This window comes from Brevundimonas sp. Soil_N_31, assembly GCF_057655995.1.
In genome coordinates, this window is record NZ_JBDGLE010000007.1 from 165096 (window position 1) to 188089 (window position 22994).

Sequence of the window (22994 nt, forward strand, 5' to 3'; positions counted from 1 at the left end):
GATCAGCCCTGGCGATAGGGCGACAACTCCGCCGTCATCGCGTGCATCTCCATCTCGACCGCTGGGCGCTCCTGATCCAGGTAGCGGGCGACCGGATCGCGCAGCGCCGGATCGGTGATGAAGTGGGCCGAATAGACGGGGGAGGGCAGGTAGCCGCGCGCGATCTTGTGATCCCCCTGCGCGCCCGCCTCGACTCGCGACAGGCCGCGCGCGATGGCGAAGTCGATGGCCTGATAATAGCACAGCTCGAAATGCAGGAAGGGTCGATCGACCAGCGTCCCCCACTGTCGGCCATACAGGGCGTCGCGGCCGATGAAGTTGAGCGCTCCCGCCACCGGCGTCTCGCCCTCGAACGCCATGACCAGGGCGATGCGGTCGGCCATGCCGGCCCCGACGCGGGCGAAGAAGTCGCGCGTCAGATAGGGCCGCCCCCATTTGCGGTCGCCGGTGTCCATGTAGAAGGCGAAGAAGGCGTCCCAGTGCGCCTGCGTGATCTGCGCCCCGGTCAGGACGCGGATGTCGAGATCGGCCTGCGCCTCGCGCCGCTCGCGCCGGATGGTCTTGCGCCGGTTGGACGACAGGGCGGCCAGGAAGTCGTCGAAGCTCCGATAGCCGTCGTTGCGCCAGATGAACTGGATGTCCCGGCGCGGCAGCAAGCCTGCCTCGGTCATGGCGCGCCATTCGGCCTCAAGCGGGAAGTTGACGTGCAGGGACGAGACGCCCAGCCGCTGGGTCAGCGTCAGCGCGCCTTGCAGCAGGGCCTGCCGCACGGTCGCGGCGTCTGTACCCGGCGCGTTCAGGAAGCGCGGGCCGCTCGCGGGGGTGAAGGGTACGGCGCCCAGCAGCTTGGGATAGTAACGCCCGCCCGCGCGCTCATAGGCGTCGGCCCAACTGTGATCGAAGACGTATTCGCCCTGGCTGTGGCCCTTGAGATAGAGCGGCATGACGCCGATCACGGCGCCGTCTTCATCATGCAGGGACAGATGGCGCGCCGCCCAGCCTTCAGACGGGACGGCGCTGCCGGACGCCTCGCAGGCGTCGAGGAAGTCGTAGGAGACGAAAGGATCGCCGCTTGGGGCCGCACAGGCGTCCCATGCGTCCCGGCCGATAGCGGCGATGCTGTCGTTTACCTGAAGGGTGAAGCTCACTTCACCTCGATGATGGCGTCCACTTCGACGGCGAAGCCGAGCGGCAGCTTGTAGACGCCGACGGCCGAGCGCGAGTGCTTGCCCGCGTCGCCGAAGACCTGGACCATCAGGTCCGAGCAGCCGTTGATCACGCCGGGGATGGCCTCGAAGTCCGGCCCGGCCTGGACGAAGCCGCCCAGCTTGACGATGCGGACCACGCGATCCAGGTCGCCGTCGACGGCGGCGTTGATCTGGGCCAGCAGGTTGATCCCGCACAGGCGGGCGGCCTCAGCGGCCTGCTCCGGGGTCACGTCCACGCCGACGGTGCCCTTGATGCCGCCGCTGGCGTCGTTCGACAACTGGCCCGAGATGAAGATCTGCTCGCCCGAGCGGACGTAGGAGACATAGCTGGCGACCGGCTTGGCGGGCTCGGGCAGGGTGATGCCGAGTTCAGCGATGCGGGCGTGAATGCTCATGGGGCGACTCCGTATGAAAGGGTGGAGGGGGTTTAGCGCGGCGCGGCCGCCGCGTCATCCGGGGCGTTCATTTGGTCGCTTCAACGCGCGTCCGGCCACCACGGCGGCGGCCCCGAACTTGTCGCGCAGGGCGTCGATGGCGGTCTCGGTCTTCAGGGCGCGGGTCTCGGCCGTGGCGAACAGGCCGGCGGGGGCGTCATGGGCGTCGGCGATGTCGGCCATGCCGATGCCGATCAGCCGATAGGGCACGCCCAGTTCCGGTTTCAGCAAGTCGCGCCCGGCGGCGAACAGGGCGCGCGCCGTCTGCACCGGCTCGGCCAGGGTGATGCGGCGGGTGACGATCTTGAAGTCCGTCTTGCGCAGCTTCAGCACCACGACGCGGCTGGCCACGCCGTCGCGCCGGGCCTTGGAGGCCAGCTTCTCGCACAGGGACCACAGCTCGGCCTCCAGCGCCTCGGCGGTGGTCAGGTCGTCGTTGAAGGTGGTCTCGGCGCTCATGCCCCGCCGGTCATGGTCCGGGTTCACCGGGCGGCTGTCGCGGGCGTGGCTGAGGTCGTGCAGGCGCAGGCCTGTCTCGCCATAGCGCCGGACCAGATCCTTCACCTCAGCGGCGGCCAGGTCGCCGATGGTGGCGAAACCGTCAGAGCGCAGGGTGCGGCCGAACACCGGCCCGACGCCGGGCAGGGTGGTCACGGGCCGGGGCGCCAACAGGCCTTGGGCCTCGGCGACGCCGATGACGGAGAAGCCGCGCGGCTTGTCCAGCTCCGACGCGATCTTGGCCAGGAAGCGATTGGGCGCCAGGCCGATGGAGACGCTGAGGCCCGTCTCGTCCTCGATCCATTTCTGCAGGCGCGCCAACTGGAAGGCGGGCGGGCCGCCGTTCAGCCGCTCGGTGCCCTTCAGGTCGATCCAGGCCTCGTCCAGCGACAGGGTCTGCACCAGCGGCGTCAGGCGATGGACGGCGCCGAAGATGCGCTCGCTCTCGGCCACATATTTGCGGAAGTCCGGCTTGATGACCACGGCGTCGGGACAGGCCTTCAGCGCCTTGAACATCGGCATGGCCGAGCCGACGCCGTACAGCCGCGCCACATAGCAGGCGGTGGAGACCACCCCGCGCTTGCCGCCGCCGACGATCACCGGCTTGTCGCGCAGTTCCGGCCGGTCGCGCTTCTCGACCGAGGCGTAGAAGGCGTCGCAGTCCAGGTGGGCGATGTGCAGATCGCTCAGCTCGTCATGAGCGATCACCCGGCGCGACGCGCAGACGGGACACCGCGCGACCTTGCGGTCGCCCGTCCACAGGCAGTCGCGGCAGACGGCCTTCAGGTTCAAGGATGACTCCGGTTCTTCAGCTTCACCCCAACTTAAGACTGCGTGGGCGAGAGTGCACCCGAAGAAGGCGAAAAGCCCTGCGCACAGGCGCGATTTTTTGGCGAAACAGCCGGGTGACGGATGTCGAAGAAGGTCCTCATCGTCGAGGATAATGAGCTGAACATGAAGCTGTTTCATGATCTGCTCGATTCTCAGGGGTATCAGACCCTGCAGACCCGCGAGGGCTTGCAGGCGCTGGCCTTGGCGCGCGAGCATCGTCCCGACCTGATCCTGATGGATATTCAGCTCCCGGAGATCTCCGGCCTGGAAGTCACAAAGTGGCTCAAGGATGACGACGAGCTGAACCATATTCCTGTCATCGCCGTTACAGCCTTTGCTATGAAGGGTGATGAGGAACGTATTCGTCAGGGGGGCTGCGAGGCCTACATTTCCAAGCCGATCTCGGTCGTCTCCTTCCTTGAAACGGTGCGGAAACACCTGGGGTAGGCGATGAGCGCACGAATCCTGGTGGTGGATGATGTCGAGGCGAATGTCCGCCTGCTCGAAGCCAAGCTGACTCTTGAGTATTACGACGTCCTGACGTGCGGCGACGGAGCTTCGTGCCTGCGTCTGGCCCGGGATGAGCAACCGGATCTGATTCTGCTGGACGTCATGATGCCGGGCATGGACGGGTTCGAGACCTGCCGCCGGCTCAAGGCCGCCGAAGAGACGCGCCATATTCCTGTGGTGCTGGTGACAGCCCTCGACGGTCGTCATGATCGCATTCGTGGGCTAGAGGCCGGCGCTGACGACTTCCTGTCCAAGCCTCTGAACGACGTCATCCTGATGGCGCGGGTCAAGAGCCTGACGCGCCTCAAGATGGTCATGGACGAACTGCGCGAGCGCGAGGAGAGCAGTCGCCGCGTTGGCATGGACACGGGCCACGTGGCTCGCCTCAAGGGCTCAGGCGGCCGTGTGCTGGTCGTTGATGACAATGAACTTCAGGCCGAGATGATCGCGCGCGAGCTGTCGGTCGAGCACCGTCCGACAGTGGAGATCACTCTTGAGGGCGGGTTGGACGCTGCGCGGGGACCGGTCGATCTGGTCATCGTCAATGTCTCATCCGAAGGGTTCGATGGTTTGCGCCTCATCGCCCAGTTGCGATCCAAGGAGGCGACGCGGCGCATTCCGATCCTGGCCCTGATCGACACTCATGACCGACCGCGCTTGCTGAAGGCGCTGGACCTTGGGGCGCATGACATCCTGGCCCGTCCAGTCGATCCTGAAGAGATGTCCGCGAGGGTCCGCACCCAGGTGAAGCGCAAACGCTACGGCGATTTCCTGCGTGAAAAGCTGGACTATAATCTGGAGATGGCGATTACCGACCCGCTGACGGGTCTGCATAATCGTCGCTATATGAACAGTCAGATTCAGGCTCTGGTGGCGCGCGCCACGCGGGGCGGCGATCCTGTGGCCGTGCTGGTGCTGGACATCGATCACTTCAAGGCGGTGAACGACACCTTCGGCCATGATGTCGGAGACGAGGTTCTGCGCGAGTTCTCGGTCCGGCTGGCGACAAATGTGCGCGCTGTCGATCTGCCTTGCCGGTTCGGCGGCGAGGAATTCGTGGTCGTCATGCCTGGAACCACTCTGGAAGACGCTCATCGCATTGCGGAGCGTATTCGCCGTGACGTGGGCGCTGCGCCGTTCCGGATTGCCGGCGGCGATCTTCTAGGCGTTACTGTCTCGGTTGGCGTGGCCGCTACAGTGGGCGTCTACGACACGCCGGAAGCCTTGCTCAAACGCGCGGACGAGGGCGTCTATGAGGCCAAGGCCCAAGGGCGCAACCGCGTCGTCGCGCGCGCGGCCTGAACGGTTGCAGACGTCGTTTGAAACGAAGAAAAACGCCCGGTCGGCGGACCGGGCGTTTTTCATTTCCAGCAATCAAGCGGACCGAGAGGCCCGGGGCGCGTTGGCCCTTACTTGATCTTGCCTTCCTTGAACTCGACGTGCTTGCGGACGACCGGGTCGTACTTCTTGACGACCATTTTCTCGGTCATCGTACGGGCGTTCTTCTTGGTGACGTAGAAGAAGCCGGTGTCGGCGGTGGAGTTCAGGCGGATCTTGATGGAAGCCGGTTTGGCCATCGGAAGTACCTTTGCGACGGCGAAAGCCGCATGAAACGAGAGGCGCGGAACATACTCAGGACGGGCTCAAAGTCAACGGTTTCGATGTCGCGTTGAGCGGCGTCGCAGAAGCGCTAGTGTTTCGACATGAAAACGCCTTACTTCAAGCCTGCCCGCGCCCTGTCCGTCGCCGCCATTGCGGTTGGATTGACCCTGTCCGCCTGCTCGTCCGAGCCTGCGACGCCCGCCGCAACGGCCGATGCGGCTCCGGCCACGGCCCAGGACGCCTTCTTCGCCAATCTGACCGCCCTTTGCGGCCAGCGCTTTGAGGGCAAGGTCGTCACGAACGAGGCCGCCGACTCGGACTTCGTCGGCAAACGCCTGCTGATGCATGTGCGCGACTGCTCGAAGGATGAGATTCGCATTCCCTTCTGGGTCGGCGAAGACCGCTCGCGCACCTGGGTCGTGACCCGCACCGAATCGGGCCTGCGCCTGAAACACGATCACCGCCAGCCGGACGGCAAGACCGATCCGCTGCACTGGTACGGCGGCGATACGAAGAACGAAGGCACGGCCGAGCGTCAGGAATTCCCGGTGGATCAGGAATCCATCGACCTGTTCAACGCCCAGGACGCCTCGGTCTCGACGACCAACGTCTGGGCGATGGAGGTCCATCCCGGCAAGACGTTTACCTATGAACTGCGTCGGCCGAACCGCCATTTCCAGGTTGATTTCGACCTGACCGAACCGGTCGCCGAATAAGACGCGAGGCCGCTGCGTCAGTCCTGATGGTCGATGACGTGGCGGCCGCGCACCATGTGCACGAAGGGCAGGGGGCGCTGCGGCGTCTCCAGCCGCTCGGCGACCTCGCCCAGCACGAAGCGGGTGATGGCGGGCAGGTCCAGGCTTCGCGCCTCGTCCAGCGGAATCCAGGCGATCTCGTCCAGTTCGCCTGAGCCTTCGATCTGGTCGGGATCGCGCAGGGCCTCGACCGGGGCCATGAAGAAGCGGGCGTCGAAGCGGCGCGTGCGGCCCGGCGGGGTGATGGCGCGCGCCACATAGGACAGGACCGACAGGTCGGGCAGGGCGCCCGCCTGACGATACTCTCGCCACGGTCCGGCGACCGAGGCGGCCGGCGCGGCGCGGCCCAGGATCAGGCCGGTTTCCTCAAAGGTCTCACGCACGGCGGCCAGGGCCAGGGCGCGGGCGCGGCGGGCGGGCATTTCCGCCTGCAATCGTCGCGCGGCGTCATGCGACAGGGCGCCGTCGTCGGCGGCGTTGAAATCCGCCCGTTCGATGCGGCCGCCCGGAAACACCCACTTCGACGCCATGAAGACATGACCCGGCGCCCGGCGGCCCATCAGCACCTCGGGGCGCTTGGCGTCGCGGGTCAGGATCAGGGTCGCCGCGTCCTTGGGGCGTTGAGCGCCGCCGACACGCGGCGCGTCGGTCAGGTCTTGGGCTGCGTCGAAGGGGAGGGGGTTCACCGCCGCTTGCCCTTTCTGACGCCTTTCAGGCCGCCGGAGGGCTTGCTTCCGTTGCGGGGCTTGGGGCCGCCAGGGCGGCCTTTACCGCGCTTGGGCGGGCCGTCTCCACCGCGTCCGCGCATCCCATAGCGCGGGGCCGGGGCGTTGGGATCGCGCGGGTCCGGCTCGGACAGCATTTCCAGCACCAGACCGCCGGTGACGGGCGTGGCCTCCATCAGCCGCACCTCGACGCGGCGGCCCAGCGGGAACCGCTTGCCGGTGCGCTCCCCCACCAGGGCGTGGGCGCGGTCGTCGTGGGTGAAGTATTCGTCGCCCAGCGTCGAGACGGGGACCAGGCCGTCGGCGCCCGTCTCGTCCAGCCGGATAAACAGGCCGAAGCGGGTCACGCCGGTGATGCGGCCGGTGAAGGTCGCGCCGACGTGTTCTTCCAGGAAGGCGGCGATGTAGCGATCCATCGCGTCGCGCTCGGCGGCCATGGAGCGGCGCTCGGTCTCGGTGACATGATCGGCGATGCCGCCCAGTTCGGCGATCTCGCGGTCGGTCAGGCCGTCCGATCCCAGCTTCAGCCCCCGGATCAGCCCGCGATGGACGATCAGGTCGGAATAGCGCCGGATCGGCGAGGTGAAGTGGGCGTAGCGGTCCAGGCGCAGACCGAAGTGGCCGACGTTTTCCGGACTGTAGAAGGCCTGCATCTGGGTGCGCAGGACGACCTCATTGACCACCTCGGCGTGCGGGGTGTCGCGGGTCTCTTCCAGCAGTTTGTTGAAGCGTTTGGTGTTCGGCGTCTCGCCCTTGTTCCAGGGCTTGCCGATGGTGTGCAGGAAGTCGGCCAGGTTGAAGATCTTCTCCTGGCTGGGCGTGTCGTGGACGCGATAGATCAGCGGCGTGTGCGTCTTCTCCAGCGTCTCGGCGGCGCAGACGTTGGCCTGGATCATCATCTCTTCGATCAGGCGGTGAGCCTCGAGCGACTTGCGCGGCTCGATGCCGGCGATGCCGCCGTCGGGCGACATGATGATGCGGCGCTCGGGGCTTTCGATGGCCAGGGGGCTGCGGCGCTCGCGGCCCTTCAGCATGGTGCGATAGGCGTTCCACAGCGGATAGAGGATGGCCTCCATGATCGGCCCGGTGGCGTCGTCCAGCAGGCCGTCGATGGCGGACTGCGCCTGTTCGTAGGACAGCTTGGCGTGCGAACGCATCAGGCCGCGCGTGAACTTGTGCCCGGTCTTCCTGCCGTCCTTGTCGAAGACCATGCGCACGGCCATGCAGGCGCGGTTCTCGCCCTGCTTCAGGCTGCACAGGCCGTTGGACAGGACTTCGGGCAACATGGGCTCGACCCGGTCGGGGAAGTAGGTCGAGTTGCCCTTGGCCCGCGCCTCGCGGTCCAGCGCCGTATTGGGGCGCACATAGGCGGCGACGTCGGCGATGGCGACCCAGACGATCCAGCCGCCTGCATTGGCCGGGTCTTCGTCGCGCTCGGCATAGACGGCGTCGTCATGGTCGCGCGCGTCGGCCGGGTCGATGGTGATGAAGGGGACGTGGCGCAGGTCTTCGCGCCCCTTCAGCGTCGGGACGGCCTGATCCTCGGCCTCGCGCTCCACAGCCTCGGAGAAGCCGGTCGGCACCCCGTGGGCGTGGATGGCGATGATGGAGGCGGCGCGCGGGTCGTCTTCACGCCCGATGTTCTCCAGGATTTTGCCGCGCTTGGGGCCGTAGCGATGCTCGCCCTTCTCGACGGCGGCCAGCACAAGATCGCCGTCGCGCAGGTCCGTCGCCTGGGCGGCGGGCACCAGCAGCACGTCCTTGGAGCGTTTATCGACCGGCTCGACCCGCGTCTCGCGCGCTGACTTGCGGATGACGCCCAGCACGCGGTTGGTTCCGGCGTCCAGCCGCTTGACCAGACGCGCCTCCCAGCCTTCGACGCCCCGGCTGAACTTGACCAGCAGGCGGTCGCCCATGCCGGGCGCCGGGCCGCGCCCTTCGCGGTCGGGCATCAGGACGGCGCGCGGCGCGTCCTCGCTGCTCCTGACCAATTCGACATACAGCTCGCCGTCGGCGTCGCGATCTACGACATCGACCACCCCGACGGGGGGCAGGGCGCCGGCTTCGGAAAAGCCCTTGCGGCCGCGTTTGCCCAGGCGGCCCTCGGCCTCCAGTTCCTTCAGCATGTCGCGCAAGGCGCGGCGTTCGGCGCCCTTCAAGCCGAAGGCGCGCGCGATGTCGGCCTTTTCGGCTTCTCCGGCCTCGCGCAGGAAGGCGATGAGGGATTCTTTGTCGGGCAGGCCCGCGACGGGGCGTTTCGGTGTCTTGACCATTGCGCCCTTTCTAACGCGCTTCGCGGCGAAAAGGTGAAAACTTGCATGAGTTGACCGCGAGGGTCGCGACGCCCAGCTTCCCCCTGAAACCCGTGCAACGGAGCCTGCTTTCATGTCGATGACCGACAACCCCGTCCTGTCCCGCCCCGTGGGGTCGTTGCTGGACCTGATCGGCAAGACGCCGATGGTCGAGGTGACGCGGATCGACACCGGCCCCTGCCGTCTATTCCTGAAGCTGGAGAGCCAGAACCCCGGCGGCTCCATCAAGGATCGTATCGCCCTGTCGATGATCGAGGCGGCGGAGAAGGCCGGCTGGCTGAAACCCGGCGGCACCATCGTTGAGGCCACGGCGGGCAATACGGGCCTGGCCCTGACCCTGGTCGGCAAGCAGAAGGGCTACAACGTCCTGCTGGTCATCCCCGACAAGATGTCGAAGGAGAAGATCCAGCACCTGCGCGCCATGGGCGCCGACGTGCGCCTGACCCGCTCGGACGTGCCGCACGGCCACCCGGAATACTACACCGACATGGCCGAGCGTCTGGCCCAGCAGATTCCGGGCGGCTATTTCGTCAACCAGTTCGCCAACGACGCCAACTCCGAGGCCCACTTCAAGACGACCGGCCCGGAGATCTTCGAGCAGATGGACGGCGACATCGACGCCTTCGTCGCCGGCATCGGCTCGGGCGGGACGATCACGGGCAACGCCCAGTATTTCAAATCGCGGGGTTCGAACGCCAAGATCATCCTGGCCGACCCGGTCGGCTCGGCGCTGGCGGGCCTGATCAATGAGGGCGTGGCTGGACCTGACGGCAGCTATACGGTCGAAGGCATCGGCCAGAACTTCATGCCCGACACGGCCGATGCAGACCTGATCGACGTGGCCTATTCCATCCCCGACGCCGAGGCGATAGCCACGGTGCGCGAACTGCTGCTGAAGGAAGGCATTCTGGCAGGGTCGTCGTCCGGCACCCTGATCGCCACGGCCCTGCGCTGGTGCCGTGAGCAGACGGAGCCGAAGCGGGTCGTGACCTTCGTCTGCGACACCGGCGCCAAGTATCTGTCCAAGGTCTATAACGACGCCTGGCTGGCCGATCAGGGTCTGGCCGAGCGTGAACTGCACGGCGACCTGTCGGACCTGATCAATCGCAAATACGCCGCCGGCGACGTGGTGGTGATCGGGCCGAAAGACACCCTGGACACGGCGTTCAAGCGGATGCGCGGCGACGGCCTGTCGCAACTGCCGGTCATTCAGGACGGCCGTCTGGTCGGCATTCTGGATGAAAGCGACATCGTCCACATCATGAACACCGACGAGATCACCCGTCAGGAGCGCTTCGCCAAGCCGGTCGCCTCGGCCATGACTCGCGATCTGGACACGCTTCAGGTGACGGAGTCGCTGGACGCCCTGATCCCGGTCTTCGACCGCGACCGCGTCGCCATCGTGCTGGACGGCGAGACCTTCGTCGGCCTGATCACCCGCACCGACCTGATCAACCACCTCAGCCTGAACCGGTAAGCCTATGTCTGAACTGAAGAACCGCCAGGGCTTTTCGACCCGCGCCATCCATGCGGGCCAGCAGCCGGACCCGACGACGGGCGCGGTGATGACGCCGATCTACGCCACCTCGACCTACGCCCAGGAAAGCCCCGGCGTGAACAAGGGCTATGAATACGCGCGCGGCAAGAACCCGACGCGCGAGGCGTTCGAGGCCTGCATCGCCGATCTGGAGGGCGGGGTTCAGGCCTTCGGCTTCGGCTCGGGCATGGCGGCGACTTCGACGGCGCTGGAGCTGCTGGACGCCGGGTCGCACATCATCACCGGCGACGACCTGTACGGCGGCTCGTGGCGGCTGTTTGAGCGGGTGCGCCGTCGCTCGATGGGGCTGAACTTCAGCTATATCGACCTGACCGACCTGGCGTCGGTCGAGGCGGCGATCACCGACAAGACGCGGATGCTGTGGGTCGAGACGCCGACCAATCCGCTGATGAAGCTGGCCGACATCGAGGCCCTGTCGAAGATCGCCAAGGCGCACAAGCTGATCCTGGTGGTGGACAACACCTTCGCCACGCCGTGGAGCCAGCAGCCGCTGGCCTTGGGCGCCGACGTGGTCATGCACTCGGCGACCAAATATCTGAACGGACACTCCGACATCGTCGGCGGGGTTCTGGTGGCCAAGGACGCCGAGATGGCGGCCCAGCTGAAGTTCCTGCAGAACTCGATCGGCGGCGTCATGGGGCCGTTCGACGCCTTCCTGGCCAACCGGGGGCTGAAGACGCTGGGCCTGCGCATGAAGGCGCATAATGAGAACGCCCTGGCCGTCGCGCGCTGGCTGGAAGACCGAGCTGGCGTGGCCAAGGTCATCTATCCGGGCCTTATCAGCCACCCGCAGCACGAGCTGGCGGCGCGCCAGATGAACGGCCGCTTCGGCGGCATGGTCACGGTGCTGATCGACGGCGACCTGGAGCGCACCAAGCGGGTGCTCGAGCGGGTGCAGGTCTTCACCCTAGCGGAATCGCTGGGCGGCGTCGAAAGTCTGGTGAACCATCCGGCCATCATGACCCACGCATCCGTGCCTAAAGATGTGCGCGAGGCGGGGGGCGTCACCGACAACCTGATCCGCCTGTCGGTCGGGGTCGAAGACATCGACGACCTGATCGCCGATCTGGATCAGGCCATCGGCTGAGACTGATCGAGGCGCCGGGGTTCAAATCCCCGGCAGGCCTGCCTAGGCTGGCTTCATGTTTGATTTTATCGCCATGCGTGATCGCCTGGCGGAGTTCCCGATCGCGGAGATGCTGATCGGGCTCTGTCTTCTCGTCCTAGTCGCCTTTATCGCGGACTTTGTGGTCCGCCGCATTCTGACCCGGTTGATACTGCGGATCGTCGGTCGGGCGGTGCATGATCTCGATACCCTGTTGCAGCCCGTGGTGCGCAGCTTCACCCGCGTCGTTCCGGCCGTCATCATCCATCAGGGCATAGGCGGCGTGCCGCATCTGGCGCCCGGCTTCGTCACCCTGGTCCAGAACGTGGCCGGGGCCTTCATGATCGTGGCCGTGGCCATCGGCATCGGGGCTGGGCTGGATATGGCCAACGCCCTCTACGCCCGCTCGCCGCGCGCCCATCGCCGCAGCATCAAGGGCTATCTGCAAGTTCTGAAGATCGTCATCTACGCCATCGCCACCATCCTGGTGATCGCGGCCCTGATCGACCGGTCGCCGCTGCTGTTGCTATCGGGTCTCGGCGCGCTGGCGGCGGTGCTGATGCTGGTGTTCAAGGACACCATCCTGTCGCTGGTGGCGTCGGTTCAGCTGAACTCCAACGACATGCTGCGCGTCGGCGACTGGATCGAGATGCCCCAGGTCAACGCCGACGGCGACGTCATCGACATCGCGCTGCACACGGTGAAGGTCCAGAACTGGGACAAGACCATCACCACCATCCCGACCTGGCGGCTGATCAGCGAGTCCTACCGCAACTGGCGCGGCATGCAGGACAGCGGCGGGCGCCGCATCAAACGGTCCCTGCTGATCGACCAGACCAGCGCGCGTTTCCTGACCGAGGCCGAGCGCGAAAGGATGCGGCGCTTCCTGCTGATCGACGACTACCTGGCCGACAAGAGCGCCGAAATGGCGGACTGGAACGCCAAGCTGGTCGAGGCCGGACGCGATCCGGTCAATATGCGGCGCTCGACCAACATCGGCGCCTTCCGCGCCTATGTTCAGAACTATCTGGAGAACCATCCGCGCATCCGTCAGGACATGACGCTGCTGGTGCGCCAGATGCAGCCGACGGAGACAGGGCTGCCGCTGGAGATCTACGCCTTCACCGCCACCGTGGCCTGGGCCGAGTATGAGGCGATCCAGGCGGACATCTTCGATCACCTGCTGGCGATCCTGCCTGAGTTCGATCTGCGCCTGTTCCAGTCGCCCAGCGGGGCGGACTTCGTTCAGCTGCGGCGGCCCTCACTGGCGGCCTAGGGGCAAAAGAAAAGCGCGCAGAGGGCAACCCCTGCGCGCTTTAAATCCTGTCATCGTCGGCCCGTCATTGCTGACGCGGCTGGCGATGGAGCCGGATCAGCCTTCGGTCTTCAGTTGACCAGCCGATTCCTTGCCCGAGCGACGGTCGCGCTCGATTTCGTAGGAAACCTTTTGGTTTTCGTCCAGGCCGCGCAGGCCGGCTTGCTCAACAGCCGAGATGTGGACGAAGACGTCCTTGCCGCCGTCGTCCGGCTGGATGAAGCCGTAGCCCTTGGTGGAGTTGAACCATTTAACAGTGCCGGTAGCCATTTTCAGGACCTCCGCTAGAAGTTGGCCTCAGAGAACGTCCCTGAAGACCTGTCGGGTCTGTATGGATCGGCTTAGACCTCGGTGCGCGGGGCAGAAGGCAGAGCGTTACGCAGAGAGATCGACCCCTTTAGGGTGGACCCTCCGGTGCCCTAATGCAAGAGCCGGTGCGTCAGGGCTCGGCCGTTTCCGGCGGCGACACCCAGTGCTCCTGACACAGCTTACGCAGGGCCGAGGTGATGGTCGAGCCGTAGAGCGCATCCTGGATCCGCTCATAGCCCTCCAGCTTCAGGGCCTGTTTGACATCGCCCACCGTCCGGCAGGATCCGCTTTCGGCCAGTTGGTACGCACGTTCCAAAGTCGTCGGTCGAAAAGTCATGACCGCAACCTAGGCCCTTTCGGGCGAAAGATGAAACCGTGCGCCTGAAACGGCGGCGCGTCGGTCAGAAGTAGACGCTGATCCCGGCGACCAGGGCGTCGGCGTACTGCTCGCCCGGAACCTTGGCGTTGGTGCCGTGCCAGCGCAGTTCGGCCTCCAGCTTGGGCGTCAGGGCGTAGGTCGCGCCGATGTTGTAGCCGGTGTAGTCGACGCTGTTGTCCTGCTCGCGGCGGCCGACCTCGGCCGAGACGTTCAGTTTGTCGGTGAAGTCCCAGCCGCCGCGCAGGGCGACCCAGGTCCAGGCCTCGACCGATCCGGCGCCGTCGGGCGAGTGTTGCAGCCGCAGGCGCGCGCTGGCCGGACCGATTGACCGCTTCATGTCGGCCGTGAACTCCCAGGCGTTGGCGTCATAGCCGGGGTCAGCGTCCACCCGCCACTTGTGCGCGACGTTCAGGTCGAAATCGAAGCCGGCCCACTGCGGGCGCACGCCGCCGGTCAGCTCCAGCTCCAGCTCCGAGCCGCCGCTCTTGATCGTTTCGGCGGCGGGGCTGACGTAGAAGAGGCCGCTTTCGCTTTCCCATTCCGCCGCGCCCCAGACGAAGGCGTCGCCGTCCGACTTGGAGGCGTCCTTGGAGCGGTTGTCGCTGGCGGCGCCGGCGCTGAAGCTCCAGCGGCCGGGCATGTCCTGCGCCTGTGCGGCCGTCGAGGCCAGGATCAGGAGCGGGGCGGTCGCCAAGACGGTCGTCTTCAGGGCGGTCGTCAGGATGCGCATGAATCGGCCTCGATAGGGGAATGTCGAGGGCGCTTCCTAGAGGCGCTTCTTGTCGAATTTATCACAGGCTTGCGAAAACTCGTCCGTCAGCCGAGCGACAAGCTGAGCCGTGGTCGGCACGTCGTGGATGGCGCCCGAACCCTGGCCCGCCGACCAGATGGTCTTCCAGGCCTTGGCCTCCTCGCCCATGTCCAGCTTGTGCTCGGGCAGGGACTTCGGGTCGATCTTGTTCTCGACCAGGGAGGGGGTCAGGAAATTGGCCGGAATGCCGGAGACGGCGGGCGTATAGGTGATGTCCGCCGAGCCCGACTGGACGATCAGATCCTTGTAGTGGGGCTGGGCCGCGCTCTCGGTCGTGGCGATGAAGCGGGTGCCCATATAGGCGAAGTCGGCCCCCATCATCAGCGCCGCCGCCACGTCCTGACCGGTCGACAGGGCGCCCGCCAGGATGATGGTCCCGTCATAGAAGCCGCGCACTTCGTTGATCAGGGCGAAGGGGTTCACGACGCCGGCGTGCCCGCCCGCGCCGTTGGCGACCAGGATCAGGCCGTCGACGCCCGCCTCGGCCGCCTTCCGCGCATGACGCACATTGGCGATGTCGTGGAAGACCACGCCGCCATAGCCGTGCACCGCATCCACCACGTCGCGCACGGCGCCGAGCGAGGTGATGATCAGCGGCACCTTCTCCTCGACCGAGACCATCATGTCGGCCATCAGGCGCGAGTTGGTCGGGTGGATGATGTGGTTGACGCCGAAGGGGGCGGCGTCGGGCTTCAGCCGCGACTTGATCTCGTGCAGCCACTCCCGATAGCCCTCGGTCGTGCGCTGGTTCAGCGAGGGAAAGGTGCCGATCACGCCCGCATTGCAGGCCTCGACCACCAGGTCCGGCCCGGACACCAGGAACATGGGCGAGGCGATCACCGGCAGCTTCAGGCCGGACTGCAGGGAAGCGGGAATGGCCACGGGTCGTCTCTCCTGAAGGAACGCGTTGTTTTAAGCCACGCTAACCGGGTGTCGTCGGGGAAGGCAATGCGCTCCAGCGCCCTTCATCCTTTGTGGGGAGAAGGAAAAAACAGAGTCCAATTCGTCTGAATCGTCTGAAATCGCTCCGGCGTATTCACTCCTCTTTGTCGAGCGGAGCGGCTTGGTCAGTGGATGCTGAAAGGCACGGTGACGACGAAGGCGGACCCGACTTCTTCCGGCCGGATCGTCGCGGGGTTCAACCGTCCCCGACGGACGATTTTGACGGCCGCTTCTCCGAATCCGCTGCCGGGAGGAACTTCGGCGACAACGGCGCAGTTGGTCGGCTTGCCTGACAGCGCCACTTCACAACGAACGGCGGCGCCGCCCGAAAGGCCGCGATCGACCGCCCGTTGCGGATAGTCCGATGCTGTCGGACGGGGCGGCGTCAGCCATCGCGCCTCAACGTTGATCGGCGCTTGAGCCGATGCCTGCGTCGGCTCGGCGTCAAGATTGAACGGCACCCGAACGGCGAAACGGCGAGACGCAGCAGCAGCGCCGTCAACACCGGCTACGGAGGCGACGCGTCCGCGTTGCACGATGCCGAGGGCCGCCTGACCAAAACCCATGCCCTGAGGGTCTTCGGACAGGACTTCGCAGTCGACAGGCGCCCCGTCCGACGCGGCGTCGCAGGCGATGACGGCGGCTCCGCTGGCCCCCGCCTGCAGCGCCGCTTCAGGGAAGTCATCGGCATGAGGTTGCGGCGGGGCGCTCCAACGCGGCGGCGGCAAGGCGTCGTCGGCATCCTGAGCCGAGGCCGCAGACGGCAGGGCGGTGATGCCTGAAGCGATCAGGAGGACGAGCAGGGCGGGGCCAGGTCGGGCGGAAAAGATCACGGATGCTCCTGAAAAAAAGGCGGCGGGCAGGCGTGGGGTGGGCGCCGCCCAGAAAAACAGAGTCCAATTCGTCTGAATCGTCTGAAATCCCCCGGCGCCGGACGGCCGCTCTCCCCTCGGCCGCAGGGCAGTCTAGCACAGCTGCGACAGGGGGATGGCCGATTGCGGAGGGAGCGGCGTTTTCTTTGGCGGGGCGAACGCCTAAATGGCGGGCATGACCCACTATACCGACAGCCTCAGCCAGCTCGGCGTCCAGACCGCCGCCCCGACCAACCCGGAAGAGGCGGTGCTGGAGCGCGTGCCCAATCCGCACGCCGACACCCTCTATGTGGCGCGCTTCACCGCGCCGGAGTTCACCAGCCTGTGCCCGGTGACGGGCCAGCCCGACTTCGCCCACATCGTCATCGACTATGTGCCGGGCGACTGGCTGGTCGAGAGCAAGAGCCTGAAGCTGTACCTGACCAGCTTCCGCAACCACGGCGCCTTCCACGAGGACTGCACCGTCGCCATCGGCAAGCGCCTGGCCGACCTGCTGCAACCGAAATGGCTGCGCATCGGCGGCTATTGGTATCCGCGCGGCGGCATCCCCATCGACGTCTTCTGGCAGACGGGCGCGCCGCTGGAGGGCGTGTGGCTGCCGGATCAGGGCGTGGCGACCTATCGTGGTCGGGGGTGAGGGGGCATCTGGCTCGCCTATGGACTATCGTAGGCGGGCGTAGTTGCTAAGTAGGCTTCAAGCTATCAAGCGGTCAGAGTGAGGAAGGTGAGGTAGGAGAGTGGCGTTCCAACCCCGCAGATGAACATGACCGATGCTGCAATGGCTGACCAAGTGGCGATATTGTCCATCTTGTTTCCTAGTTTGTCAGAATTGCTAATGTCAGGCTCAAGCGCTTTGGCTTTCTCAACCTCTTTGAGGTCGTCCCATTGAGATTTCGCATGGGACAAGCGCCAATAAATTTCGGATTGCCTATGCGAAGCGCTTAAACATAGGAAAGCGAATGATGAGGCGATGAGGCCTACGAAAAAGAGCCAGCCTGCGCTCAAAGACACGGGAGGTGCGAGCAAGGCTCCATCCTTTATGGTCTCTGTGAAGAGCAGGAAGAGCGCGGCTCCATTTCCAACGGCCAGAGTAGAGATCCATTTTTGGCGAACGTCATCTGCAATAGCCTCGTCGCGGTTTGCGTAATTGGCCGTAGTCGAATGATCCGTCATAACAGTCTCATAGTCGGGCGTGACTTATAGGCTCATCCGGGATCGGACAGTGCCGATCTCAATGCGGCATCGAGCTGCTGCCGCTAAGCGTCGGAACTCGCAAGGGGAGAGAACGGAGCGACCCAAAATTGCTGCGCGCGTTTAGCTCTTGTTAAGCTTTTCGAATCGGTGCTTGATCAGCAGTTGCCGTTTCAGGAGCGACAAATGACACGCATGGGTCTGGTAGCTTTCTTATTGGGTGATTGCATTGATTCCGTCTCGAGAACAATGCGGCTTGCTAAATATGCCACCGATCCTGGCGGCCAAGACTATCATTGGGCCGCCAAGCTCGCTGCCGCGAGGATGTTCGGTGAGGATTTATCCTTCGACCAAGCCGTGTCCGAGGTGATGGCGTCTATCAAGCGCGACCATCAAAGACGAGACAATCAAGACGCGTTGAAAACGCTCTATGATTGGAAAATTGCCCATCCAGGTTTGTCTAAGCAGCCGCCTGCGGGAGAGCTTACCGGCCCCTGTGGGGAACTCACGATCACCCTAAAGCCAGTGTTTGCCTTGGAGCGAAAGGGCATAACTACCGCCTATGTGCCGTGGATGTTTAAAGATGTTCGACTTACGGCCCAAGTCGCTGGAATCGGAGTCCACCTTTTGGAGCTCGGGCTTCAAAAGGAGGAATACGCAGCGTGGCGCTTCGCGCTGATCGATACCGTAAGCGGCAAGTGCTTTAACCGCACGCACAAACACACCACTGAGGCGGCGTACTTTGCTGTGCGCACAACGGAAGAAATGCTCATTGCTGCGCAAACCAGCCGAGCTGCCTAACGTCGATTTGCATCGTTAGTTTGTCCAGCGTGTCTTCTTCCCGCCTCCCGCTCGAATCCTGGGGCCGTCGCCTGATGACGCGCGCCGAGGCGTGGGCCGACCGCTCGCGTCTTCGCCGTTACGCCTATGAGTTCCTGTGGTTCGGGCTGAAGCAGGGGTGGGCGTGTCTGTTCGGCGGGGCGATGCTGGCGCTGATTCTGGGGACGTTTCTGTTCTGGCCTGAGGAAGCGCCGCTGGCGCGTTATGACTTTCTGGTGCTGGGGGCGCTGGGGATACAGGCGGCGATGCTGGCCTTCCGGCTGGAGAGCTGGGAGGAGGCGCGGGTCATCTTCCTGTTCCATGTCGCCGGGACGATCATGGAGCTGTTCAAGACCTATCACGGGTCGTGGATCTATCCGGAAGAGTCGGTGCTGAGGATCGGCGCCGTGCCGCTGTTCTCGGGCTTCATGTATGCGGCGGTGGGCAGCTATATCGCGCGGGTGCAGCGCATCTTCCATATCCGGGTGAGGCACTATCCGCCGCTGTGGACGACGTGGGTGCTGGCGGCGGCGATCTACGTCAACTTCTTTGCGCATCACTGGCTGCCGGACATTCGGCTGGCGCTGTTCGCGGCGACGGGGCTGCTGTTTATGCGGGGCTGGTTCTACTTCACCGCCGACCGGACGCGGCGGTCGATGCCGCTGCTGCTGGGCTATGGGCTGGTGGCGCTGTTCATCTGGTTCGCGGAGAACCTGGGGACGTTCGCGCGGGCCTGGGTCTATCCGGGGCAGGAGGGCGGATGGGAGATGGTCAGCCTGAACAAGCTGGGGGCGTGGTTCTTGCTGATGATCATCTCGGTGGTGCTGGTGTCGATCGTGCACCGGCCGGAGGAGGAGCCGAGGTAGGAAGGCCTTCTCCCCTTGTGGGAGAAGGTGGGCGCCGGAAGCGCTCGGATGAGGGGTGGCGGCGGGGCGTTTGCCGCCTGTGCTCACCAGATGATGTAATCGGCCGTAATCGGATGCCGTAATCAGATGCCGGGGCGCTGACACCCCTCATCCGTCTCGCTGCGCGAGCCACCTTCTCCCACAGGGGGAGAAGGGTGTCAGGGCCGGGTCGTCACCTTGTGATCCAGGTTCGGGCGAGGGCGTTCCAGCGGGGGCTCGGACAGGGAGCCGACGTGGATGAAGCCGGCGATGCTCTCGCCGTCCTCGACGCCGAACAGGGCGACGGCGGCGGGGTCGTAGGAATACCAGTCGGTGATCCAGCTGGCCGAATAGCCCAGGGCGTTGGCCGCGTGTTCGAGGTTCATGCAGACGGCGCCGGCGGACAGCTGCTGCTCCCAGACCGGAACCTTGTGGCCCTGGATCGGGGTCGAGACGACCATGATGGTCAGCGGCGGGTTGGCCAGCTTGGCCAGGGCGGCGATCTCCTTGCCGGTGCGGGCCTGCGCCTCGCCCAGGACGGCCAGGGCCTCGGACAGTTCGGCGCGGCTGCGCGGACCCAGGATGACGAAGCGCCAGGGAAACAGCTTGCCGTGGTCGGGCGTGCGGGCGCCCAGCAGCAGCATCTGCTCGATCTCGGCGTCCGAGGGGCCGGGCAAGGCCAGCGACTGGGCCGGGGCCGAGCGGCGCACGGCCAGGCGCGACAGCAACTCGTCCGAACGGACGGGCAGGGGCAGGGCGGAAGCGAGGTCTGACTGGCTCATGGCCGATAGCTAGGCTTTCGGGACGCGCTGCGCCATAGCAGGGGCATGAGCAAGATCCGCGACATCAAGCCTCGCTGGGCCGAGAACCTGCCCGATACGCCGCCGTGGCGCAGCCTGGGCGACAGCGTCCTGGTCGACACGCCGTGGATGAGGGTGACGCGCCACCCGGCGATCGCGCCGACGGGGGCTGACGCCGACTATGTGGTCGTGCGGCCGAAGAATGTGGGGACGGGCGTGCTGCCGCTGCATGACGACGGGACGGTCAGTCTGGTCGGGCAGCACCGCTTCGCCCTGATGCGCTATTCGTGGGAGATGCCCGAGGGCGGGGCGCCGCAGGGCGAAGACCCGTTCGAGGCCGTGAAGCGCGAACTGGCCGAGGAGGCGGGGCTGACGGCGACGCACTGGCGCCCGGCGCTCGACCTGGACCTGTCCAACTCCATCACCGACGAGCGGGCGATGGCCTGGGTGGCCTGGGGTTTGAGCGAGACCGAGACGGCGCCGGACGAGACGGAGGTCTTTCTGACGGCGCGCGTTCCCTTCCGCGATCTGATGGCCGAGATCGCGCGAGGGGCGGTGCGCGACGGGCTGACGGTGGCGACGGCGTACCGCGCCTACCATATGGCGCTGGAGGGCGAACTGCCCGCTGCGCTGGCGCGCGCCATGCTGGGCGCGTAGGATCGCCGTCTGAATTCGAAGGAAGCCTGATGGCCAAGCTGGAAGTCGTGCCCAAGCAGCCGGACCTGTGGACGCAACTGCGCGCCGCCGCCGAAGACGCTGCGCGCGAGGAGCCGCGCCTGGCGTCGCAGCTGAACGCCGTCGTCCTGGCGCACGAGGATTTCGCCGGGGCGCTGAGCTTCCAGATCGCGCGCAAGCTGGGCGATGCGGAGCTGGGGGCCATGACGGTGCGCGAGGTGGCCCTGTCGGCCTTCGCCGCCGATCCGGGCATCGTGGCCGCCGCCGAGGCGGACCTGAAGGCAGTGCAAGAGCGCGATCCGGCGATCCGGTCGCTGTTGCAGCCCTTCATGTACTTCAAGGGGTTTCAGGCGCTGCAGGCCTGGCGCGTGGCGCACTGGCTGTGGACCCAGGACCGCGACACCCTGGCCTTCCATTTCCAGAGCCGGATTTCGGAGCTGTTCCAACTGGACATCCACCCGGCGGCGCGGATCGGCTCGGGCGTCTTTCTGGACCACGGCACGGGCATCGTCGTCGGCGAGACGGCGGTGATCGGGGACGAGGTGTCCATGCTGCACGCCGTGACCCTGGGCGGCACGGGGGCCGAGCGCGGCGACCGTCACCCGAAGATCGGGCGCGGCGTCCTGCTGGGCGCCGGGGCCAAGGTGCTGGGCAACATCACGGTCGGCGACTACGCCAAGGTGGCGTCGGGCTCGGTGGTGCTGAAGCCGGTGCCGGCGGGCTGCACCGTGGCGGGGGTGCCGGCGCGGCTGGTCAACTGCCCGACGGACGCCACGCCTGCGCGGACGATGGACCATACGCTGTCCGACATCGTCTATGACTTCGTGATCTGAGATGCGTCTCTTGTTGTCTGCGGCTCTGTTGATGGCGGCGAGCCCGGTCATGGCGCAGGACGATTATGAAGCTGTCGCGGCCCAAGCGCGTGAAGTCGATTTTGATCGTAGACGGCCTTTTGCAGGTCTCAACGAGATCGGCGCCTTGACCCAGGAGTGGTCGGTCAACGCCTTCTACGCCGTCTTTCAGGGCGAGCATCCCAAACAGACAACATTTTGGGTTGTGCGTCGGGTCATGGGCGATCGGAGCGGAGCAAAGGCCGTGCGCTGGGCGGATTCACGGACTTGTCCTGCAGTAGAGACGGTGCTGCTGGCCATGGAAGAGATACCCCCGGTTCGGCCTGACGCCATCGACCTGGGCGTTGAGGCTCCGAATTTGGGGATCGTCTTTGATGGAACGTGGCACACCTTCTGGAACAGCAGTGCGCGCGCAGGCGACAACAACGCAGCCGTCAGATTTGAAATGCAGGGAAATGTGAATACTCCCTTTGCCCAATGGTGGTCTGAGGCCGCGCCAATGCTGGCGCCTTGCTGGAGTGACGTCGCGCCCGCAGTCTGACGACGGGCGCGCCTGTGGACGCCTGACGCGCGGGCTTCCCAATCCGGGGAGGCTTCTCTAGGGTCCGCAGCCAACGACATGCGCCCCTCCCGGCGCCAAAGCGAGGCTGACCCCGTGACCGAGAACGATCTGAAGCGCGTCGAGACGCACCTGAAGCGCACCTTCAACCACGGCGGCATCAAGGTGAAGGCCCGCAAGGTCGCCGATTCCGCCGAAGTCTATGTCGATGACGAGTTCATCGGCGTGGTGTTCGAAGATGAGGACGAAGCCGGCTCCTTCATGTTCGAAATGGCCATCCTGGCGGAAGACCTGCCGGAATAAGCCGTCTCAGCCATGAGAATTGAAGAAGGCCGGAGAGGGCGCCCTCTCCGGCCTTCTCTGCATTTGGGATCAGCGTCCGATCACCAGCCGAACAGACGGGCGAAGAAGCCCTTCTTCTGCGGGGCGGGGGTCTCGACCGGCTTGATCGGCTCGGCGGCGGGCTTGGGCGCCGTGGCCTGAACGGGCGGCTCGACCGGAGCGGGGGCCGCAGCGACGACCGGCTCAGGCTTCGGCGCGGGCTTGGTCTCGGCGATGGGCGCGGGGGCGAGGGAGGCGGCGACCGGCGTCTCGACCGGGGCCGGAGCGGCGGCCTTGGGCGCGGCGGGCTTCTTGGGCGCAGCAGCCTTCTTCGGCGCGGCGGCCTTGGCCGTGGTCGCCTTTGCTGCAGCCGGAGCCTTCGGCGTTGCGGGCTTCTTGGCGGCCGGCGCCTTAGCGGCGGTCTTTGGCGCGGCTGCCTTCGGCGCAGCGGCGGTCTTGGCCGCAGCAGACTTGGCCGTCTTGGGCGCGGCCTTAGGCGCAGCCGCCTTGGCGGGGGCCTTTGTCGCGGCGGGCGCCTTTACGGCCTTGGGCTTGGCGTCAGCTTTTGTCGCTGTCGCGCTCGACTTTGCCGCCGGTTTCGGCTTGGAAGCGGCGGAGGCCGCTTTCGCGGCAGGTTTCGTTTCAGACGGTGCTTTGGCCATAAACTCCCCGACCCCTCGTTGGACACGGGCGTAAGAACCAAGCCCGCACTGGCGATTCGTCATTAT

At 65.8% G+C, this 22994-nt stretch carries 27 protein-coding genes; 13 read left to right on the top strand and 14 right to left on the bottom strand.

What is annotated here, in order from left to right; translation table 11 throughout:
- Positions 1-2 precede the first annotated feature (2 nt).
- The 3 genes from AC3A3G_RS12940 to AC3A3G_RS12950 are packed head-to-tail and all read right to left on the bottom strand — an operon-like array spanning position 3 to position 2926.
- On the bottom strand, positions 3-1148 hold the full coding sequence (locus AC3A3G_RS12940; RefSeq protein ID WP_200166641.1) for a GNAT family N-acetyltransferase: 1146 nt from the start codon (positions 1146-1148) through the stop codon (positions 3-5).
- The gene (locus tag AC3A3G_RS12945) at positions 1145-1603 is read right to left on the bottom strand and encodes a RidA family protein (RefSeq protein ID WP_200166643.1); all 459 of its coding nucleotides are present in this window, start codon (positions 1601-1603) and stop codon (positions 1145-1147) included. Before AC3A3G_RS12945 ends, AC3A3G_RS12940 begins: the two co-directional genes overlap by 4 nt.
- A gap of 54 nt (positions 1604-1657) precedes the next feature.
- Complete coding sequence (locus tag AC3A3G_RS12950; RefSeq protein WP_487488393.1) at positions 1658-2926, bottom strand: DNA polymerase IV; 1269 nt, start codon at positions 2924-2926, stop codon at positions 1658-1660.
- 126 nt (positions 2927-3052) lie between these two features.
- Between AC3A3G_RS12950 and AC3A3G_RS12955 the strand changes: the two genes are divergently transcribed.
- Both AC3A3G_RS12955 and AC3A3G_RS12960 read left to right on the top strand, forming a co-directional pair.
- Entirely contained in the window at positions 3053-3418 is a 366-nt protein-coding gene (locus AC3A3G_RS12955; protein WP_125901983.1) for a response regulator, read from the top strand.
- Between the two features lie 3 nt (positions 3419-3421).
- On the top strand, positions 3422-4783 hold the full coding sequence (locus AC3A3G_RS12960; RefSeq protein WP_412877252.1) for a PleD family two-component system response regulator: 1362 nt from the start codon (positions 3422-3424) through the stop codon (positions 4781-4783).
- 107 nt (positions 4784-4890) lie between these two features.
- Here AC3A3G_RS12960 and rpmG read toward each other — a convergent pair whose 3' ends face one another.
- Positions 4891-5058, bottom strand: coding sequence for a 50S ribosomal protein L33 (gene rpmG / locus AC3A3G_RS12965; RefSeq protein WP_003164451.1), 168 nt, complete (start codon positions 5056-5058; stop codon positions 4891-4893).
- A 126-nt stretch (positions 5059-5184) separates the two neighbouring features.
- Here rpmG and AC3A3G_RS12970 point away from each other — a divergent pair, with 126 nt between their 5' ends.
- The gene (locus tag AC3A3G_RS12970) at positions 5185-5799 is read left to right on the top strand and encodes a hypothetical protein (protein ID WP_487488367.1); all 615 of its coding nucleotides are present in this window, start codon (positions 5185-5187) and stop codon (positions 5797-5799) included.
- 17 nt (positions 5800-5816) lie between these two features.
- Here the strand turns inward: AC3A3G_RS12970 and AC3A3G_RS12975 are convergent, their stop codons facing one another.
- Positions 5817-6524 carry an NUDIX hydrolase gene (locus AC3A3G_RS12975; RefSeq protein ID WP_487488368.1) on the bottom strand — a complete coding sequence of 236 codons (708 nt, stop codon included), beginning with the start codon at positions 6522-6524 and terminating at the stop codon, positions 5817-5819.
- Positions 6521-8836, bottom strand: coding sequence for a ribonuclease R (rnr, locus tag AC3A3G_RS12980; RefSeq protein WP_487488369.1), 2316 nt, complete (start codon positions 8834-8836; stop codon positions 6521-6523). The genes AC3A3G_RS12975 and rnr overlap by 4 nt, the downstream gene beginning before the upstream one ends.
- A 112-nt stretch (positions 8837-8948) precedes the next feature.
- On the opposite strand from rnr, the gene AC3A3G_RS12985 reads away from it, so the two are divergent.
- Genes AC3A3G_RS12985 through AC3A3G_RS12995 form a run of 3 tightly spaced genes read left to right on the top strand, consistent with a single transcriptional unit; the run spans position 8949 to position 12814 of the window.
- Positions 8949-10352, top strand: coding sequence for a pyridoxal-phosphate dependent enzyme (locus tag AC3A3G_RS12985; RefSeq protein WP_487488370.1), 1404 nt, complete (start codon positions 8949-8951; stop codon positions 10350-10352).
- A gap of 4 nt (positions 10353-10356) precedes the next feature.
- A complete protein-coding gene (locus AC3A3G_RS12990; RefSeq protein ID WP_487488371.1) occupies positions 10357-11520 on the top strand; it encodes a cystathionine gamma-synthase in 1164 nt (387 codons plus the stop codon).
- A gap of 55 nt (positions 11521-11575) precedes the next feature.
- Positions 11576-12814, top strand: a complete 1239-nt coding sequence (locus AC3A3G_RS12995; RefSeq protein WP_200216077.1) for a mechanosensitive ion channel family protein — start codon at positions 11576-11578, stop codon at positions 12812-12814.
- 96 nt (positions 12815-12910) lie between these two features.
- Here AC3A3G_RS12995 and AC3A3G_RS13000 read toward each other — a convergent pair whose 3' ends face one another.
- The 5 genes from AC3A3G_RS13000 to AC3A3G_RS13020 form a co-directional block, all read right to left on the bottom strand.
- Positions 12911-13123, bottom strand: a complete 213-nt coding sequence (locus tag AC3A3G_RS13000; protein ID WP_003164457.1) for a cold-shock protein — start codon at positions 13121-13123, stop codon at positions 12911-12913.
- A 169-nt stretch (positions 13124-13292) separates the two neighbouring features.
- Complete coding sequence (locus tag AC3A3G_RS13005) at positions 13293-13433, bottom strand: hypothetical protein (RefSeq protein WP_234287830.1); 141 nt, start codon at positions 13431-13433, stop codon at positions 13293-13295.
- A gap of 130 nt (positions 13434-13563) precedes the next feature.
- A complete protein-coding gene (locus tag AC3A3G_RS13010) occupies positions 13564-14271 on the bottom strand; it encodes a TorF family putative porin (protein WP_125901993.1) in 708 nt (235 codons plus the stop codon).
- 36 nt (positions 14272-14307) lie between these two features.
- Positions 14308-15234 carry an NAD(P)H-dependent flavin oxidoreductase gene (locus AC3A3G_RS13015; RefSeq protein WP_125901994.1) on the bottom strand — a complete coding sequence of 309 codons (927 nt, stop codon included), beginning with the start codon at positions 15232-15234 and terminating at the stop codon, positions 14308-14310.
- 185 nt (positions 15235-15419) lie between these two features.
- Entirely contained in the window at positions 15420-16127 is a 708-nt protein-coding gene (locus AC3A3G_RS13020; RefSeq protein WP_125901995.1) for a TonB family protein, read from the bottom strand.
- 214 nt (positions 16128-16341) lie between these two features.
- Here AC3A3G_RS13020 and queF point away from each other — a divergent pair, with 214 nt between their 5' ends.
- Complete coding sequence (queF, locus tag AC3A3G_RS13025; protein ID WP_125901996.1) at positions 16342-16803, top strand: preQ(1) synthase; 462 nt, start codon at positions 16342-16344, stop codon at positions 16801-16803.
- Between the two features lie 65 nt (positions 16804-16868).
- On the opposite strand, the gene AC3A3G_RS13030 is transcribed toward queF, so the two are convergent.
- Positions 16869-17339 carry a hypothetical protein gene (locus tag AC3A3G_RS13030; RefSeq protein WP_125901997.1) on the bottom strand — a complete coding sequence of 157 codons (471 nt, stop codon included), beginning with the start codon at positions 17337-17339 and terminating at the stop codon, positions 16869-16871.
- Between the two features lie 204 nt (positions 17340-17543).
- Here AC3A3G_RS13030 and AC3A3G_RS13035 point away from each other — a divergent pair, with 204 nt between their 5' ends.
- Both AC3A3G_RS13035 and AC3A3G_RS13040 read left to right on the top strand, forming a co-directional pair.
- On the top strand, positions 17544-18158 hold the full coding sequence (locus AC3A3G_RS13035; RefSeq protein WP_165906618.1) for a hypothetical protein: 615 nt from the start codon (positions 17544-17546) through the stop codon (positions 18156-18158).
- A gap of 74 nt (positions 18159-18232) precedes the next feature.
- Positions 18233-19042 carry a DUF817 domain-containing protein gene (locus AC3A3G_RS13040; protein WP_125902023.1) on the top strand — a complete coding sequence of 270 codons (810 nt, stop codon included), beginning with the start codon at positions 18233-18235 and terminating at the stop codon, positions 19040-19042.
- A gap of 197 nt (positions 19043-19239) precedes the next feature.
- Here AC3A3G_RS13040 and AC3A3G_RS13045 read toward each other — a convergent pair whose 3' ends face one another.
- A complete protein-coding gene (locus tag AC3A3G_RS13045) occupies positions 19240-19842 on the bottom strand; it encodes a nitroreductase family protein (protein ID WP_487488372.1) in 603 nt (200 codons plus the stop codon).
- 45 nt (positions 19843-19887) lie between these two features.
- Between AC3A3G_RS13045 and AC3A3G_RS13050 the strand changes: the two genes are divergently transcribed.
- The 4 genes from AC3A3G_RS13050 to AC3A3G_RS13065 all read left to right on the top strand — a co-directional run bounded on the left by AC3A3G_RS13050 (position 19888) and on the right by AC3A3G_RS13065 (position 22248).
- Complete coding sequence (locus AC3A3G_RS13050; protein ID WP_368924992.1) at positions 19888-20517, top strand: NUDIX domain-containing protein; 630 nt, start codon at positions 19888-19890, stop codon at positions 20515-20517.
- Between the two features lie 29 nt (positions 20518-20546).
- Positions 20547-21368 carry a serine O-acetyltransferase gene (gene cysE, locus AC3A3G_RS13055; RefSeq protein ID WP_487488373.1) on the top strand — a complete coding sequence of 274 codons (822 nt, stop codon included), beginning with the start codon at positions 20547-20549 and terminating at the stop codon, positions 21366-21368.
- Between the two features lie 49 nt (positions 21369-21417).
- Positions 21418-21927 carry a hypothetical protein gene (locus AC3A3G_RS13060; protein WP_487488374.1) on the top strand — a complete coding sequence of 170 codons (510 nt, stop codon included), beginning with the start codon at positions 21418-21420 and terminating at the stop codon, positions 21925-21927.
- Between the two features lie 114 nt (positions 21928-22041).
- Entirely contained in the window at positions 22042-22248 is a 207-nt protein-coding gene (locus AC3A3G_RS13065) for a DUF3126 family protein (protein WP_003164469.1), read from the top strand.
- Positions 22249-22328: 80 nt separating this feature from the next.
- Here AC3A3G_RS13065 and AC3A3G_RS13070 read toward each other — a convergent pair whose 3' ends face one another.
- Entirely contained in the window at positions 22329-22928 is a 600-nt protein-coding gene (locus tag AC3A3G_RS13070) for a hypothetical protein (protein WP_487488375.1), read from the bottom strand.
- Between the last annotated feature and the right edge of the window lie 66 nt (positions 22929-22994).

Excerpts from the sequence above, each read along its gene's own strand:
- AC3A3G_RS13045 (WP_487488372.1), bottom strand. The coding sequence starts at position 19,842 with ATGAGCCAGTCAGACCTCGCTTCCGCCCTGCCCCTGCCCGTCCGTTCG.
- AC3A3G_RS12995 (WP_200216077.1), top strand. The coding sequence starts at position 11,576 with ATGTTTGATTTTATCGCCATGCGTGATCGCCTGGCGGAGTTCCCGATC.
- AC3A3G_RS13030 (WP_125901997.1), bottom strand. The coding sequence starts at position 17,339 with ATGACGGATCATTCGACTACGGCCAATTACGCAAACCGCGACGAGGCT.
- AC3A3G_RS12970 (WP_487488367.1), top strand. The coding sequence starts at position 5,185 with ATGAAAACGCCTTACTTCAAGCCTGCCCGCGCCCTGTCCGTCGCCGCC.
- AC3A3G_RS12945 (WP_200166643.1), bottom strand. The coding sequence starts at position 1,603 with ATGAGCATTCACGCCCGCATCGCTGAACTCGGCATCACCCTGCCCGAG.
- cysE (WP_487488373.1), top strand. The coding sequence starts at position 20,547 with ATGGCCAAGCTGGAAGTCGTGCCCAAGCAGCCGGACCTGTGGACGCAA.
- AC3A3G_RS13000 (WP_003164457.1), bottom strand. The coding sequence starts at position 13,123 with ATGGCTACCGGCACTGTTAAATGGTTCAACTCCACCAAGGGCTACGGC.
- AC3A3G_RS12985 (WP_487488370.1), top strand. The coding sequence starts at position 8,949 with ATGTCGATGACCGACAACCCCGTCCTGTCCCGCCCCGTGGGGTCGTTG.
- AC3A3G_RS12960 (WP_412877252.1), top strand. The coding sequence starts at position 3,422 with ATGAGCGCACGAATCCTGGTGGTGGATGATGTCGAGGCGAATGTCCGC.
- queF (WP_125901996.1), top strand. The coding sequence starts at position 16,342 with ATGACCCACTATACCGACAGCCTCAGCCAGCTCGGCGTCCAGACCGCC.
- rpmG (WP_003164451.1), bottom strand. The coding sequence starts at position 5,058 with ATGGCCAAACCGGCTTCCATCAAGATCCGCCTGAACTCCACCGCCGAC.
- AC3A3G_RS12990 (WP_487488371.1), top strand. The coding sequence starts at position 10,357 with ATGTCTGAACTGAAGAACCGCCAGGGCTTTTCGACCCGCGCCATCCAT.
- AC3A3G_RS13035 (WP_165906618.1), top strand. The coding sequence starts at position 17,544 with ATGACACGCATGGGTCTGGTAGCTTTCTTATTGGGTGATTGCATTGAT.
- AC3A3G_RS13010 (WP_125901993.1), bottom strand. The coding sequence starts at position 14,271 with ATGCGCATCCTGACGACCGCCCTGAAGACGACCGTCTTGGCGACCGCC.
- rnr (WP_487488369.1), bottom strand. The coding sequence starts at position 8,836 with ATGGTCAAGACACCGAAACGCCCCGTCGCGGGCCTGCCCGACAAAGAA.
- AC3A3G_RS12955 (WP_125901983.1), top strand. The coding sequence starts at position 3,053 with ATGTCGAAGAAGGTCCTCATCGTCGAGGATAATGAGCTGAACATGAAG.
- AC3A3G_RS13040 (WP_125902023.1), top strand. The coding sequence starts at position 18,233 with ATGACGCGCGCCGAGGCGTGGGCCGACCGCTCGCGTCTTCGCCGTTAC.
- AC3A3G_RS13060 (WP_487488374.1), top strand. The coding sequence starts at position 21,418 with ATGGCGCAGGACGATTATGAAGCTGTCGCGGCCCAAGCGCGTGAAGTC.
- AC3A3G_RS13050 (WP_368924992.1), top strand. The coding sequence starts at position 19,888 with ATGAGCAAGATCCGCGACATCAAGCCTCGCTGGGCCGAGAACCTGCCC.
- AC3A3G_RS13070 (WP_487488375.1), bottom strand. The coding sequence starts at position 22,928 with ATGGCCAAAGCACCGTCTGAAACGAAACCTGCCGCGAAAGCGGCCTCC.